Origin of the sequence: Agromyces sp. Marseille-Q5079 (genome assembly GCF_051016555.1) — a bacterium.
In the GTDB taxonomy this organism is placed as follows: Bacteria; Actinomycetota; Actinomycetes; order Actinomycetales; family Microbacteriaceae; genus Agromyces.
Genome location: NZ_JBPEJF010000001.1, coordinates 697949 through 711152, shown reverse-complemented (window position 1 = coordinate 711152; position 13204 = coordinate 697949). Strand labels below are relative to the sequence as shown.

At 71.9% G+C, this 13204-nt stretch carries 11 protein-coding genes; 5 read left to right on the top strand and 6 right to left on the bottom strand.

The window, feature by feature from the left end; all coding sequences use genetic code 11:
• Positions 1-79: 79 nt before the first annotated feature.
• Positions 80-706, bottom strand: a complete 627-nt coding sequence (locus ACR3IO_RS03245) for a TetR/AcrR family transcriptional regulator (protein WP_434069720.1) — start codon at positions 704-706, stop codon at positions 80-82.
• Positions 707-813: 107 nt separating this feature from the next.
• Here ACR3IO_RS03245 and ACR3IO_RS03240 point away from each other — a divergent pair, with 107 nt between their 5' ends.
• From ACR3IO_RS03240 to ACR3IO_RS03230, 3 genes are read left to right on the top strand one after another with little or no spacing between them, the layout of a single operon-like run.
• The gene (locus tag ACR3IO_RS03240) at positions 814-2376 is read left to right on the top strand and encodes a purine-cytosine permease family protein (protein ID WP_434069719.1); all 1563 of its coding nucleotides are present in this window, start codon (positions 814-816) and stop codon (positions 2374-2376) included.
• Positions 2373-3428, top strand: coding sequence for an agmatine deiminase family protein (locus tag ACR3IO_RS03235; RefSeq protein WP_434069718.1), 1056 nt, complete (start codon positions 2373-2375; stop codon positions 3426-3428). Before ACR3IO_RS03240 ends, ACR3IO_RS03235 begins: the two co-directional genes overlap by 4 nt.
• Positions 3415-5184: an amidase gene (locus tag ACR3IO_RS03230; protein ID WP_434069717.1), complete on the top strand. Its 1770-nt coding sequence runs from the start codon at positions 3415-3417 to the stop codon at positions 5182-5184. Before ACR3IO_RS03235 ends, ACR3IO_RS03230 begins: the two co-directional genes overlap by 14 nt.
• Before the next feature lie 19 nt (positions 5185-5203).
• Here ACR3IO_RS03230 and ACR3IO_RS03225 read toward each other — a convergent pair whose 3' ends face one another.
• Positions 5204-5548, bottom strand: coding sequence for a hypothetical protein (locus tag ACR3IO_RS03225; RefSeq protein ID WP_434069716.1), 345 nt, complete (start codon positions 5546-5548; stop codon positions 5204-5206).
• Positions 5549-5615: 67 nt separating this feature from the next.
• Positions 5616-5792, bottom strand: a complete 177-nt coding sequence (locus ACR3IO_RS03220) for a hypothetical protein (protein ID WP_434069715.1) — start codon at positions 5790-5792, stop codon at positions 5616-5618.
• A 555-nt stretch (positions 5793-6347) separates the two neighbouring features.
• Between ACR3IO_RS03220 and ACR3IO_RS03215 the strand changes: the two genes are divergently transcribed.
• The gene (locus ACR3IO_RS03215) at positions 6348-7103 is read left to right on the top strand and encodes an SDR family NAD(P)-dependent oxidoreductase (protein ID WP_434069714.1); all 756 of its coding nucleotides are present in this window, start codon (positions 6348-6350) and stop codon (positions 7101-7103) included.
• Between the two features lie 40 nt (positions 7104-7143).
• Here the strand turns inward: ACR3IO_RS03215 and ACR3IO_RS03210 are convergent, their stop codons facing one another.
• Positions 7144-8760 carry a molybdopterin-dependent oxidoreductase gene (locus ACR3IO_RS03210; protein ID WP_434069713.1) on the bottom strand — a complete coding sequence of 539 codons (1617 nt, stop codon included), beginning with the start codon at positions 8758-8760 and terminating at the stop codon, positions 7144-7146.
• A 145-nt stretch (positions 8761-8905) separates the two neighbouring features.
• Here ACR3IO_RS03210 and ACR3IO_RS03205 point away from each other — a divergent pair, with 145 nt between their 5' ends.
• Positions 8906-11227, top strand: coding sequence for an ATP-binding cassette domain-containing protein (locus ACR3IO_RS03205; protein ID WP_434069712.1), 2322 nt, complete (start codon positions 8906-8908; stop codon positions 11225-11227).
• Positions 11228-11325: 98 nt separating this feature from the next.
• Here ACR3IO_RS03205 and ACR3IO_RS03200 read toward each other — a convergent pair whose 3' ends face one another.
• Positions 11326-12048, bottom strand: coding sequence for an alpha/beta hydrolase family protein (locus ACR3IO_RS03200; RefSeq protein ID WP_434069711.1), 723 nt, complete (start codon positions 12046-12048; stop codon positions 11326-11328).
• Positions 12045-13187: a hypothetical protein gene (locus ACR3IO_RS03195; RefSeq protein ID WP_434069710.1), complete on the bottom strand. Its 1143-nt coding sequence runs from the start codon at positions 13185-13187 to the stop codon at positions 12045-12047. Before ACR3IO_RS03195 ends, ACR3IO_RS03200 begins: the two co-directional genes overlap by 4 nt.
• Positions 13188-13204: the final 17 nt, after the last annotated feature.

Below are 13204 nucleotides of genomic sequence, written 5' to 3'. Positions count from 1 at the left end.
GCATCCGACATCTGATCGGACCTCGACGGGGCGGCCGGCCCGCGCACGGGCGGCCCCGGGGCGGCCGTCGCACCCGGCCTCACGGCGTCGCGAGCACCCCGCGATGCAGGCCGAGCATGCCCTCGACGGCGTGGCCGATGCGGGTGCCGCGATCGCTCGAGTGCTCCCAGCGCACGAGCGCGTGGGCGTTCAGGCCGTCGATCATGCCGAGCACCTGCCAGGCGACGGATGCCGCGTCGTCGGTCTCGAACTCCCCGGAGGCGACGCCCGCCTCGATGATGCCCTGCAGGAACGCCCGCCAGTCGTCCATCTCGTCGCGCACGCGCTGCGCGAGCGGCTCGTTGCGCCGGCCGAGCGCCCACGCCTCGACCCAGATTCCGGTGACGTCGTCGCGGGTGCCGTCGAGCAGGGTCTCGAGCAGCAGGGCGAGGCGTGCTCTGGGGCTCTCGCGCTCGGCGACGAGCTCGCCGACCTCGACCAGCTCGGTCGCGACGATCGTGCCGAACGTGTTCGCGACGAGGGTGTCCATGTTGGGCTCGTAGTGGGCGACGAGGGCCGGGGCGACGTCGATCTGGGCGGCGATGCTGCGCAGCGTCACGCCGTAGAGGCCGTGCTCGAGGGCCACGTCGCGCGCGGCATCCGCGATCTCGGCCGATCGCTCGGCGGGAGTCTTGCGGGCGGCCTTCTTGCGGACCGGTCTTGACATGGTGACCTCGTGTCGGTAGCGTCGCTGCAACTTATTGATCGTCTGATCAATAGTAGATCGAGTCCCCGATCCTGTCGAGTGATCGACGAGCAGAGAGCACCTCAACGATGAGCAACACCACCACCGCGACCCCGGATGCCGCAGCCACGCCGCACCCGCATGCGAACACGTCCGCCGGGCCCGTCGCCGACGCCACGACCGATCGCGCCGGCCACGTCGAGACCCACGGCGCCGACTTCATCCCCGAGAACGAGCGCCACGGCACGCCCCGCGAGCTCTTCTGGGTGTGGATGTCGGCCAACGTCATCTACCTGTACTTCGTCGTGGGCGGCGTGCTCATGCTGCTCGGCCTGCCGATCTGGGAGGCCCTGCTCATCACCGTGCTCGGCAACGTCTGGTGGGCGGCCGTCGGGCTCCTCGCGATCAGCGGACCCGTCTCGGGCACCCCGAGCGTCGCGATCATGCGCGCCATGTTCGGCATCCGCGGCAGTCGCGTGTTCGGCGCCGGCCTCGGCGTGGCCATCGGCATCTTCTACGAGATCATCAACATCGCCTTCGCGACGCTGGCCGCCCTCGCGCTCGTCGCGCAGATCGGCATCGTGCTGCCGGCCGGCGCCGAGTGGGGCGTGCTCGTCGTCGTCGCCGCGCTCAGTTTCGTGATCGGCATCTACGGCCACGCCACGATCCTGAAGCTCGCCCCGTACTTCTCCGCCGCGCTCGCCGTGGTCTTCATCGTGCTCGCCGTGTTCGTCTTCGGCGCGGCCGACTTCTCGTACTCGCCCGCGCCCCTCGAGCCCGGCGAGCACTGGGCGATGCTGCTGCTCGGCTTCGCGATCGTCGCCTCGAGCCCGCTGTCGTGGGGCACCGGCGCCGACTACGCCCGGTACCTGCCGACCGACGTCTCCAAGCGCAAGGTCGCGACGTGGACCGCGCTCGGCGGCTTCATCCCCGCGATCGTCATCGGCACGCTCGGCGTCGTCGCCGGCACCGCCATCGACATGACCGATCCGCAGCTCACGATCGCCGAGATCGTGCCGGCCTGGTTCACGCCCGTCTTCCTCGCGATGATCGTGCTCTCGAGCATCACGAACAACGTGCTCGTCGCATACTCCACCGGCCTCTACGCCCAGGGACTCGGATTCCGGATGCCGCGATCCCTCACGGTCGTCGTGACCGGGGCCGCCGCGACGGCGGCCGCCGCCTGGCTGCTGTTCATCGCCCCGAGCTTCCTCGATGCGCTGAACTCCTCGCTCGAGCTCGCGGTCACCGTGCTCGGCCCGCTCGTCGCGGTCTACGCGGTCGACATCATGCTGCGCCGCAACCGCTACGACGGGCGGGCCCTCACCGACGAGCGTCGCGGCAGCCCGTTCTGGTACCGCGGCGGCGTGTTCTGGCCCGGCGTCATCGCCATGGTCGGCGCCACCACGACGGCCGTGCTCATGGCGAACACGACGCTCTACGTCGGCCCGATCGCCGAGGCGCTCGGCGGCGCCGACCTCTCGGCGATCGTGGGCCCGCTGCTCGCGGGCGGCCTGTACGCCGCGCTCTGGCTGACCACGAAGCCCTACCGCGACCCCGCCGCGCGCCCCGCGGCATCCGCTCACCGCACCGTCGACCGCACCGCCGTCGACCACGCAGCCATCGACCGCACCCAGGAGGTGTCCGCATGACCTGGCGCATGCCCGCAGAGACCGCACGTCACGACCGCACGTGGATGGCGTTCCCCCGCGAGGGCCTGACCCTCGGCGAGACCGAGTCGGAGCGCGAGGCCGGCTACGCCGCCTGGAGCGCCGTCGCGAACGCGATCGTGCCGTTCGAGCCGCTCACGATGGTCGTCGACCCGACCGAGACCGCCCGCGCCCGTCGCATGCTCGACGGCGCGATCGAGCTCGTCGAGGCCCCGCTCGACGAATTCTGGATGCGCGACTTCGGCCCCACGTTCGTCGTCGACGACGAACGCCCGGGCATGCTCGGCGCCGTCGACTGGATCTTCAACGGCTGGGGCGCCCCCGAGTGGGCCGAGTGGACGAAGTCGGCGGAGATCGCCCGCTTCATCGCCGACCGCGTCGGCGCCGAACTCGTGAGCTCGGTGCTCGTGAACGAGGGCGGCGGCATCCACGTCGACGGCGAGGGCACGGTGCTCGTCACCGAGACCGTGCAGCTCGACCCGCGCCGCAACCCGTACGCCGACAAGGCCCGCGTCGAGGCCGAGCTCGCCCGCACGATCGGCGCGACGAAGGCGATCTGGCTGCCCCGCGGCCTCGAGCGCGACTACGACGACTTCGGCACGAACGGCCACGTCGACATCGTCGCGACGATCCCCTCGCCCGGCCGCCTGCTGCTGCATCGGCAGGACAACCCCGAGCACCCCGACTTCGAGGTCACGCGGGCCCTGCGCGCCCAGCTCGAGGGCGAAGCGGATGCCGCGGGCCGCCCCTTCGACATCGTCGACCTCCCGGCGCCCGAGACCCTGCGCGACCACGAGGGCTTCGTCGACTGGAGCTACGTCAACCACCTCGTCGTGAACGACGGCGTCATCGCCTGCGGCTTCGGCGAGGAGCGGGCGGATGCCGCGGCGCGCGAGATCCTCGCCGACGCCTACCCCGGACGCCGGGTCGTCACCGTCGACTCGCGCGAGATCTTCGCCCGCGGCGGCGGCATCCACTGCATCACGCAGCAGCAGCCCTCGCTCGAGGGGGGGCCGCACGATGACCTGGGCTGACGGGGCGTTCGACGTCGTCGAGGCCGCGATCGCCGACCTGCGCGCCGCGCTCGAGTCGGGCCGCGTCACCGCCGTCGGCCTGCTCGACGCGTACCTCGCGCGCATCGCCGCGTTCGACGGGCCCGACACTCCGACGGCGCTCAACGCCCTCGTCGTGATGAACCCCGAGGCCCGCGCCGACGCCGAGGCCTCCGACGCGCGCCGTGCCCGTGGCGAGGTGCTCGGCCCGCTCGACGGCATCCCCTACACGGCGAAGGACAGCTACCTCGCGAAGGGGCTGACCGCGGCCGCCGGGTCGCCCGCGTTCGAGCACCTCGTCGCGCAGCGCGACGCGTTCACGATCGAACGACTCCGTGGCGCGGGAGCGGTGCTCATCGGCCTCACGAACATGCCGCCCATGGCGAACGGCGGCATGCAGCGCGGCGTCTACGGACGCGCCGAGAGCCCGTACACCGCGGACTTCCTGACGTCGGCGTTCGGCTCGGGATCCTCCAACGGATCGGGCACCGCGACCGCCGCATCGTTCGCGGCGTTCGGGCTCGGCGAGGAGACCTGGTCGTCGGGCCGGGCGCCCGCATCGAACAACGCGCTCTGCGCGTACACGCCCTCGCGCGGCGTGATCTCGGTGCGCGGCAACTGGCCGCTGGTGCCGACCATGGACGTCGTCGTGCCGCACACGCGCACCATGGCCGACCTGCTCGAGGTGCTCGACGTGATCGTCGCCGACGACGCCGAGACCAGGGGCGACTTCTGGCGGGTGCAGCCCTGGATCGAGATCCCGAGGGCCTCCGAGGTGCGGCCCGACTCCTACGTCGGGCTCGCAGCGGCCGTCGCCGACGGCGAAGCGGATGCCGCGCCCGCCGCGTATGCCGCGCTCGCGGGCCGGCGGTTCGGCGTCCCGCGCATGTACGTGAACGCCGACCCCGAGGCCGGCACCGCCGCGCCCGGCCAGGTCAACGGCATCGGCGGGTCCACCGGGCAGCGCATCGAGACCCGCGCGTCCGTCATCGAGCTCTGGGAGGCCGCGCGCCGCGACCTCGAGGCGGCCGGCGCCGAGGTCGTGCTCGTCGACTTCCCCGTGGTGTCGAACTACGAGGGTGATCGTCCGGGTGCGACGACGGTCATGACCCGTGGCCTCGTGTCTCCCGAGTTCCTGCATCGCGAGATCGTCGACCTGTCGGCGTGGGCGTGGAACGACTTCCTCGACGCCAACGGCGACCCGGCCCTCGCCACGTTGGCCGACGTCGACGGCGCACGCGTGTTCCCCCACCCCGAGGGGGCGCTGCCCGACCGCTACACGGGCTTCGACGACGACATCGCGGAGTACCCGAAGTGGGTTCGCACGCACCCGGGTGCGACGTTCGACGACATGCCCGAGCTCGAGTCCGGCCTCCGCGGCCTCGAGGAGACCCGCCGCGTCGACCTCGAGGCGTGGATGGACGGCCTCGGCCTCGACGCCGTCCTCTTCCCGGCCGTCGCCGACGTCGGCCCCGCGGACATGGACGTGAACGAGGCATCCGCCGACCTCGGCTGGCGCAACGGCGTCTGGGTCGCGAACGGCAACCTGGTGCCTCGCCACCTCGGCATCCCGACGGTGACCGTGCCCATGGGCACGATGGCCGACATCCGGATGCCGGTGGGCCTCACGTTCGCCGGCCGCGCCTACGACGACACCTCGCTGCTGCGCATCGCCGCCGCCTTCGAGGCGACCGGGACCCGCCGGACCGAGCCGCCGCGCACGCCCCGCCTCGCCTGAGCGGCGCCGGCAACCATCGTCAGAGCGGGGCCGACGCCGCGACGAGCCGCTCGAGTCGCTCGGGAGCGAAGAGCGCGAGCGCCGTCGCGGAGATCACCTCCACGGGCACGGCGAGCAGTCGGCGGGCGACCTCCTCGAGCATCGGCGCCGCCTCGCCGTCCAGCATGATGTCGGTCTCGGCGAGCAGCACGATGCTCTGGCCGAGGTCGTGAACCCCGTCGGGGTCGTCGACCCTGTCGCCTCGGTCGGGGTCATCGGGTCCGTCGTGCTGCTCACCGCGTACGACGACGCCGTCATCGGACGGCCCGTTGCCGAGAGCAGCGATCGCCGCTCCGGGGCTCGTCGGAATCATGGCATCGAGCAAGCGCACGTTCGACGCCCCCTGTTGCTCGAACAGCCTGAGCAATTCGTCGCGCCGCAGCATGAGCCGCTCACGAGGCGAGAGATCGCCGTAGCGGATCCGCCCATTCGCGAGCGCCGGAAGCCGCCTGCGCGTACCCGGCGACCGCATCGGCCATCACCGCCTTCTTCGACGTCTCCATGAGGTGGGCGAGTTCCGCCACGAGACGCGCGGTCCCGACGTCGATCCGGATGGAAAGGTCTGCCATGACGGTGCTCCCCGGTGTGGTGATTGAGAATCATGTGGCGATGTGGCGATGTGGCGCTGTGGCGATGCGGCGACGGGGCGACGGGGCGGGGCTCCCACGGGGCGAGGTGGCGGCGGGTGATGTGGCGATGTGGCGATGTGGCGATCCGGAGGGAAAGGTCTGCAATGACGGTGCTCCCCGGTGTGGTGATTGGGAATCATGTGGCGATGTGGCGATGTGGCGCCGTTTCCCGGAAGCAACCCTCCCCCTGGCCGCCGGCCGCGGCCTCGCTCGGACCGAGCTGGGAGCGGGGGCCGCACGTGCTGCAGCTGTGGAGGACGGGTCACGCCTGATTCGTGAGTGATCGGGCGTGGTGCGCGTCCTCGGCGGCGTGGGTGGCGTGCATGGCAGCGCGGGCAGCGCGGGCAGCGCGGGCGAGGGGCATCAGGGTTCCGCGAGCCGGATTCGATCGCCGGCACAACCCCCTGGCGGATGCCGGGTCGCGGCGTAGCGTGGGAGACGGGTCGAGCTGCGTTCGATCGGGTCGGCCTTCCACCCGCGAGAAGGGACTCGACCATGGCTGTGTACGACGTATCCGAACGATCCGCGATCGTGACCGGGGCGGGCAGCGGCATCGGGCGCGCGATCGCCCTGCGGCTCGCCGACAGCGGCGCCTCGGTGATCGTGAACGACCTCGACGGCGACCACGCGACATCCGTCGTCGCGGAGATCACCGATGCCGGCGGCCGCGCCGAGGCATCCGTCGGCGATGTCACCGACGCCGCCTGGATCGACGCCTCGGTGGAGGCGGCGAACCGTCTGGCACCGTTGCGCATCGCGGTGAACAACGCGGGCATCGGCGGCGCATCCGCCCTGGTCGGCGACTACCCCGACGACAGTTGGGCGAAGGTCATCGACATCAACCTCAACTCGATCTTCCACGGCATGAAGCGGCAGCTGCCGGCGATCGCGGCCAACGGCGGCGGCGCCGTCGTCAACGTCGCGTCGATCCTCGGGAGCGTCGGATTCGCGAACTCGTCGGCCTACGTCACCGCCAAGCACGGCGTCGTCGGCCTCACGAAGAACGCGGCGCTCGAGTACGCCGACCAGGGCGTGCGCGTGAACTCCGTCGGCCCCGGCTTCATCAAGACGCCGCTCATCGACGCGAACCTCGACGACGCGGCGAAGCAGTTCCTGGTCGGGATGCATCCGCTCGGCCGCCTCGGCGAAGCCGATGAGGTCGCGCACCTGGTGGCGTTCCTCGCGAGCGACGGAGCCAGCTTCATCACGGGCAGCTACCACCTGGTCGACGGCGGCTACACGGCGCGCTGACTCCGAGAGGGCGACGATTCGCGGCGTCAGGCGGCGGGCGTCAGGAGACGCTGACCGTGCGCTCGTGCAGGCCGGTCGCGCCGTCAGGCACGACGCCCTGCTCCTTCGAGGTCTGCACCTCGCCGTCGGCGCCCGTGGCGCGCACCCGCAGCACGTGCGAGCCGGGCTCGGCATCCCAGTCGAAGCGCCACTGCACCCACGTGTCGTCCGAGATCGCGGTCGCGAGCGTCGCGGGCTGCCAGCCGCCGTCGTCGACCTGCACGTCGACCGCCTCGATGCCGACGTGCTGGTGCCAGGCGACGCCGGCGACGACCACCTGGCCCGCCGAGACCCCCTGACCCGAGCGCGGCACGTCGATGCGCGACGACAGCTTGATGGGACCGTGCTCGCTCCAGCCGCGATCCGTCCAGTAGGCGGATGCCGCGTCGAACCTCGTGACCTCGAGCTCGGTCACCCACTTCGTGGCCGAGACGTATCCGTAGAGGCCCGGCACCACCATGCGCACCGGGAACCCGTGCTCCGAGGGCAGCGGCTCGCCGTTCATGCCCACCGCGAGGATCGCGTTGCGGTCGTCCTGCAGCACCTCGAGCGGCGTCGACGCCGTGAAGCCGTCGATGCTCCGCGAGAGCACCATGTCGGCATCCGAACCGGGGACGGCCCGTGCGAGCAGCTCGCGGATCGGATACCCCAGCCAGACCGCGTTGCCGATGAGCCCGCCGCCGACCTCGTTCGACACGCACGCGAGCGTCGTGACGGACTCCTCGAGCGGCAGGGCGAGCAGTTCGTCCCAGGTGAGGGTGACCTCCTGCTCGACGTCCCCGTGGATGCGGAGGCTCCAATCGGCCGGCTCGACCGCGGGCACGGCGAGGGCCGTGTCGATGCGGTAGAACTGCGCGTTCGGCGTGACGACCGGCGAGAGGCCGTCGATGCCGAGCTCGGCGCCCTGGGGCACGGATGCCGCGGCCGTCGGCTTCGGCAGCGTGATCGCGTCGCGCACGGCCGTGACCGCCCGCGACCCGGCCTGCATCGCGTACCCGCCGACCGCGGCGAGGACGCCGATCGCGGCCGCGCCGCCCGCCCAGCCGAGGAACCGTCGCCGGTCGAACGCCGTCGCGGCGGGGGTGGTCGTGCCCGTGGCATCCGCTCGGGTGGTGGAGCCCGGGTCCGGGTCGGTGCCCGGACCCGGGCCCGGATTCGGCGCGGTCGCGGCAGCCGGGAGGCGCCGCACGAGCAGACGCAGCGTGATGACGCCGGCGATCGCGGCCAGCGCCGACGGGGCGAACGCGAGCATCGAGGCGTTCGCCCGGGTCACGGCGGCGAGCACGCCGACCGCGCCGATCGCCCAGATCACGACCTGCCCCCACGGCGGACGGCGGGCCTCGAGCACCCCGGCCACCGCGGCGATCACGAGCAGCACGAGCGCGATGCCCACGAGCAGGGCGGCCTTGTCGTCGGTGCCGAAGAGGGCGATCGCGGCATCCTTCGCCCACGGCGGGGCGAGGTCGATCATCATCGAGCCGACCACGGCGAAGGGGCTCGAGGCGGATGCGAGCACCGCCGCGGCGAGCTCGCCGACCCCGGCGGCCACGACGACGGAGGCGACGCCCGCGACCGCGGGCAGCAGCCACCGCGCAGTGCGACGTGGCTTCTGGGACATGGCCTCAGCGTACGCGGGCGAGCCTCTGACCGGCATGTGCGGAAGGCGGCGGATCGCTCGGGCCGAGGCACGGCCGACTCGGTGCGGATGTCGGCGGCGCCTGCCAGAATCGAGAACCGCGGGCACGCCGCACGAGAGGGGCACCATGAGCGCGACCGAGCAGACCGCAACCGCCGGCGAGGCCGCACCGCAGGGGAGGCACATCGCCGACGCGCACGACGTCATCGAGGTGCGCGGCGCCCACGAGAACAACCTCAAGGGCATCTCGCTCGACATCCCGAAGCGCCGGCTCAGCGTCTTCACGGGCGTGTCGGGCTCGGGCAAGTCGAGCCTCGTCTTCGGCACCATCGCGGCCGAGTCGCAGCGCCTCATCAACGAGACCTACTCCACGTTCATCCAGTCGTTCATGACGACCCAGCCCCGGCCCGAGGTCGACAGCCTGCGCAACGTCTCGGCGGCGATCATCGTCGACCAGGAGCGCATGGGCGCGAACTCGCGGTCGACGGTCGGCACCGCGACCGACGTCTACGCGCTCCTGCGCATCCTGTTCTCGCGCATCGGGCAGCCCTACGTCGGCGCGAGCTTCCACTTCAGCTTCAACGTGCCGGCCGGCATGTGCCCGAGGTGCGAGGGCACCGGGCAGGTCAACGACGTCGACCTCGACGAGCTCTTCGACCGCGACAAGTCGTTGGCCGAGGGGGCCATCACCATTCCGGGCTACACGGCCGACGGCTGGATGGTGCGCATCTACTCCGAGTCGGGCTTCGTCGACCCCGACAAGAAGATCCGCGACTACACCGAGGCCGAACGCCAGGACTTCCTCTACAAGGAGGCCACGAAGGTCAAGGTGCAGGGCATCAACATGACCTACGAGGGGCTCGTGCTGAAGCTGCAGAAGAGCCTGCTCTCCAAAGACCGCGACGCGATGCAGCCGCACATCCGCGCGTTCGTCGACCGTGCCGTCACCTTCACGGCCTGCCCCGAGTGCGGCGGTGCGCGCCTCAACCGCGAGGCCCTCTCCTCCAAGATCAAGGGCATCAACATCGCGGATGCCGCGTCGATGCAGATCTCCGACCTCGCCGCCTGGATCTCCGACATCGACGACCCGGGGGTGGCGCCGCTCATCGCGAACCTCCGGCAGAACGTCGACTCCTTCGTCGAGATCGGGCTCGGCTACCTGAGCCTCGACCGGCCCGCCGGCACCCTCTCGGGCGGCGAGGCGCAGCGCGTCAAGATGATCCGCCACATCGGCTCCTCGCTCACCGACGTCACGTACGTGTTCGACGAGCCCACGGTCGGGCTGCACCCCCACGACATCCAGCGCATGAACCGGCTCCTCCTGCAGTTGCGCGACAAGGGCAACACCGTGCTCGTCGTCGAGCACAAGCCCGAGGTCATCGTCATCGGCGACCACGTCGTCGACCTCGGGCCGGGCGCCGGCACGCGCGGCGGCGAGATCTGCTTCGAGGGCGACGTCGACGGGCTGCGGGCCTCCGACACGCTCACGGGTCGGCACCTCGACCACCGGGCCACGCTGCGCGAGTCCGTGCGCGAGGCATCCGGCGCGCTCGAGATCCGCGGCGCCGAGCAGCACAACCTCACCGGGGTCGACGTCGACATCCCGCTCGGGGTGCTCACCGTCGTCACGGGCGTCGCCGGGTCGGGCAAGTCCTCGCTCATCCACGGCAACGTGCCGAAGCACTCCGACGTCGTCGTGGTCGACCAGTCGCCCATCCGCGGCTCGATCCGCTCGAACCCGGCCACGTACACGGGCCTGCTCGACACGATCCGCAAGGCGTTCGCCAAGGAGAACGGCGTGAAGCCCGCGCTCTTCAGCGCGAACTCGGCCGGCGCCTGCCCGAACTGCAAGGGCATCGGGCTCGTGTTCGTCGAGCTCGGCCCCATGTCCACCGTCTCGAGCGTGTGCGAGGAGTGCGGCGGCAAGCGGTTCACCGCCGAGGTGCTCGAGTACCGGCTCAACGGCCTGAACATCGCCGAGGTGCTCGCGCTCTCGGTCGACGCCGCGCTCGAGTACCTCACCGAGAAGCCGGCGCGGGTCATCCTGCAGCGGCTCTCCGACGTCGGCCTCGGCTACCTCGGCCTCGGGCAGGCGCTCAACACGCTCTCGGGCGGTGAGCGCCAGCGCCTGAAGCTCGCGATCAGCATGGCGAAGACCGGCACGATCTACGTGCTCGACGAGCCGACGACCGGTCTGCACCTGGCCGACGTCGACCGGCTGCTCGCCCTGCTCGACCGGCTCGTGAACGACGGCAACTCGGTCATCGTCATCGAGCACCATCAGGCGGTCATGGCGCACGCCGACTGGATCATCGACCTCGGCCCCGGTGCCGGCCGCGACGGCGGTCGCATCGTGTTCGAGGGCACGCCGGCCGACCTCGTGGCGGCGGCGTCCACCGATGCGGCGACCCTCACGGGAACGCACCTGGCGGCGTACGTCGGGGCCTGATCGCCCCCGAGGCCGTCGTCGTCCACTCGCGTCCAGAGGCCCCTGCCTCGGCAGGTCGGCTTCGGCAGGTCGGCTTCGACGGACCAGGAGGCTGCGGCTCAGGCGGGGTTCGCGCGCATGAACGCGACGACGGATGCCGCGAGCGAGGCGCCCACCTCGGCGGCGGGGCGCTTCATCCCCTTGACCTCGAAGGAGTGGTTCGCGTTCTCGATCCACTCGAGGGCGACCGGTGCCGGGGAGGTCGAGGCCAGTCGCGCGACGAGGTCGTCGAGCTGCGCGTTCGGGCTCGCGAAGGGGTCGTTGCGGCCCTGCAGGAACAGCATCGGCACCTCGACCGCGGGCAGGTGCTCGTCGCGCGGCTTCTCGGGCTTTCCGGGCGCGTGCAGCGGATAGCCGAGGAACGCCAGCCCGGCCGCGGGCATGCCGTCGGCGACGGCCATCGACGCCATGCGGCCGCCGAACGACTTGCCCGAGGCCCAGATCGGCTCGTCGGGGCGTCCGGCGTCGGCGGCGCGGGCAGCCGCGACCTCCATGGCGGCGCGCCAGGTCGCGATCGCGACGGGCGGGCGATCGGGGAACCTGCGTGCGGCCTCGCGGTACGGGAAGTCGAAGCGCAGGGTCGCGACGCCGAGTTCCTGCACGGCACGGGCGAACCCCGCGAGGAACGGATGCTCCATGCCGGCGCCCGCGCCGTGGGCGACGACGAGCGTGGCCCACGCCCCGGCCGGGCGGCCGTAGCGCGCCGACACCGAGTCGACGCCGCCGAGCGGGGCGCCGGAGTCGTCGCGGACCTCGATGCGGATCGCGTCGTCGGTGCTCATTCGAACGCCCCGAGGGTGCCGCCGAGGCCGTCGGCCAGGTCGATGAGGTCGCCCGACGGGTCGACGAGGTCGCCGACCGAGGCGGTCAGGTCGGCGACGTGGCCGACGAGCATCGTGAGGTCGGCGAGCTGCGCAGCGACGTCGGCCAGGTCGGCGGTGCCGTCGGCGAGGTCGCCGAGCGTGTCGAGGTTCGTGCGCTCGAGCGTCTGCACGTCGAGCTGCAGCACCCGGATCCAGTCGCGCTCCACGCCGAAGAGCACCGCGTACGGCAGCAGCCGCTCGTGCAGGTGGAATCGCGCGACGGCGTCGGCCACGGGCCCAGAGGCGGGCGTGCTCCCGGCGGACGCCGTGGGCGTCGCGGCATCCGCCGGGCCCGCGGCATCCGTCGGGTGGGGGATCAGCTCGGCGGTGCTCGGCGACTGGAGGGCGCGCATGCGGTTGGACTCGGCGAGTTCGAGGTACTGGCGCAGCCCGTCGAGGTGCTCGCGCCGCTCGTGCGCGGGCGGGAGGAAGTGACGCCACGACGCGGGCGTCACGATGATCGTCGCGATCGTGACCGCGAGGGCCGCGATCGTGGTGATGAGGGCCGGCCAGTCGCCGGCGACCAGGGTGAAGACGATGAACAGCGCCTCGACGAGCATGCCGAGGTAGGCGAGCACGGTGAGCGTCGTGCCGGGCCACGTGACGCGCTTCGGTGCGATCAGCCCCTCGCGGGCGAGGCCGTACGAGGCGTCGCGCACGACCGACTTCAGCCGCGCCGACAGGGCCCGGCGGTCGGAGGTGAAGCGGCGCACCCGCGTGCCGGTGTGCTCGGGTCCGAAGAGCGCCTCGAGCACCGAGAACTCGTCGGCGGAGAGCGTCGCGCCGGGCTGCAGTTCGATGCCGATCGGGTCGCGCTTCGTCACGCCGGCGAGGATGCGCACCTTGCGCGTGACGGCGAGATCGATGAGCACCGCGGTGACGGCGCGGCGGTCGGCCTCGATGAGGAGTGCGTCGCGCAGGACGGACGCGCCGCGTCCGGGCGTGAACTGCGCCACCGGGGAGGTCACCGGCTGACGAGACACGATGCGCGCCGTGACGCCGAGTGCGAAGATGACGATCGCAGGCACGGCGGCGAGCAGGATGACAGCGGGGAGCACGCGCTCAGTCTAGGGAT

Excerpts from the sequence above, each read along its gene's own strand:
- ACR3IO_RS03245 (WP_434069720.1), bottom strand. The coding sequence starts at position 706 with ATGTCAAGACCGGTCCGCAAGAAGGCCGCCCGCAAGACTCCCGCCGAG.
- ACR3IO_RS03240 (WP_434069719.1), top strand. The coding sequence starts at position 814 with ATGAGCAACACCACCACCGCGACCCCGGATGCCGCAGCCACGCCGCAC.
- ACR3IO_RS03235 (WP_434069718.1), top strand. The coding sequence starts at position 2,373 with ATGACCTGGCGCATGCCCGCAGAGACCGCACGTCACGACCGCACGTGG.
- ACR3IO_RS03230 (WP_434069717.1), top strand. The coding sequence starts at position 3,415 with ATGACCTGGGCTGACGGGGCGTTCGACGTCGTCGAGGCCGCGATCGCC.
- ACR3IO_RS03220 (WP_434069715.1), bottom strand. The coding sequence starts at position 5,792 with ATGGCAGACCTTTCCATCCGGATCGACGTCGGGACCGCGCGTCTCGTG.
- ACR3IO_RS03215 (WP_434069714.1), top strand. The coding sequence starts at position 6,348 with ATGGCTGTGTACGACGTATCCGAACGATCCGCGATCGTGACCGGGGCG.
- ACR3IO_RS03210 (WP_434069713.1), bottom strand. The coding sequence starts at position 8,760 with ATGTCCCAGAAGCCACGTCGCACTGCGCGGTGGCTGCTGCCCGCGGTC.
- ACR3IO_RS03205 (WP_434069712.1), top strand. The coding sequence starts at position 8,906 with ATGAGCGCGACCGAGCAGACCGCAACCGCCGGCGAGGCCGCACCGCAG.
- ACR3IO_RS03200 (WP_434069711.1), bottom strand. The coding sequence starts at position 12,048 with ATGAGCACCGACGACGCGATCCGCATCGAGGTCCGCGACGACTCCGGC.